The sequence below is a fragment of the Dietzia sp. B19 genome, assembly GCF_014145155.1.
Taxonomy (GTDB): domain Bacteria; phylum Actinomycetota; class Actinomycetes; order Mycobacteriales; family Mycobacteriaceae; genus Dietzia; species Dietzia natronolimnaea.
Window position 1 is genome coordinate 560 of record NZ_JAALED010000545.1, and the last position, 1022, is coordinate 1581.

Sequence of the window (1022 nt, forward strand, 5' to 3'; positions counted from 1 at the left end):
ACCGGTCCATTGTAGGACTACTCTGACTCTCCGGCAGACCGATAGCACGGGTCGACGCCGGTTCAAGGACGAAGGTCCGGTAAACAGGGATTTGTCGAATAGCCCATGATTGTTCAACCACTTTCTCGCGAGACGCCATTCAACTATTGGCCAGACGCTTCAGCCGGTATTCCGCGGCCTAGTGCGCGGTAGGTCCAACCGGCCGCGCGCCAGGCGTCGGCGGGCATGCAGTTGCGGCCGTCCAGCATGATCCGCCCGCGCGCCACCGCCGTCACGGCCGCCGGGTCCAACTCGAGGAACTCGGCCCACTCGGTGGCCACCAGGACCACGTCCGCCCCCTCACACGCCTGCAGCGCCGACCCCGCATACGCCAACGTCGGGAACATCGCCCGTGCGTTCTCCAGCGCCTGTGGGTCGTACACCACCGCCTGCGCACCCTTCAGCGAGAGCATCCCCGCCACATTGAGCGCCGGCGAGTCCCGTACATCATCAGAGTTCGGCTTGAACGCCGCCCCCAACACCGCGATCGTCTTACCGATCAACATCCCCCCACACGCCTCGGTCGCCAGATCCACCATCCGCTCCCGACGCCGCATGTTGATCGAATCCACCTCACGCAGGAACGACATCGCCTGATCGGCACCCAACTCCCCCGCCCGCGCCATGAACGCCCGGATGTCCTTGGGCAGACACCCACCACCGAAACCAAGCCCCGCGTTGAGGAACCGGCGGCCGATCCGCGCATCCATCCCGATCGCATCCGCCAACACCGTCACATCCGCACCCGCCGCCTCACACACCTCCGACACCGCGTTGATGAAGCTGATCTTGGTCGCCAGGAACGCGTTCGCGCTGACCTTGACCAACTCGGCGGTCGCCAGGTCCGTCACGATCACCGGACACGGGTCCGAGTCCAGGATCGGCGCGTACGCCCCGCGCACCACCTCCTCGACCGGCCCGCCCGGCTCACGCACCCCGATCACGATCCGATCCGGCGTGAGCGTGTCGGCCACCGCGAAACC

Annotated in this window: 1 protein-coding gene; it reads right to left on the reverse strand. The window is 66.3% G+C overall.

Annotated features, from left to right (window positions below; all coding sequences use genetic code 11):
• Positions 1 to 143: 143 nt before the first annotated feature.
• Entirely contained in the window at positions 144 to 1013 is an 870-nt protein-coding gene (locus G6020_RS14840; protein WP_347238396.1) for a nucleotide sugar dehydrogenase, read from the reverse strand.
• Positions 1014 to 1022 lie beyond the last annotated feature (9 nt).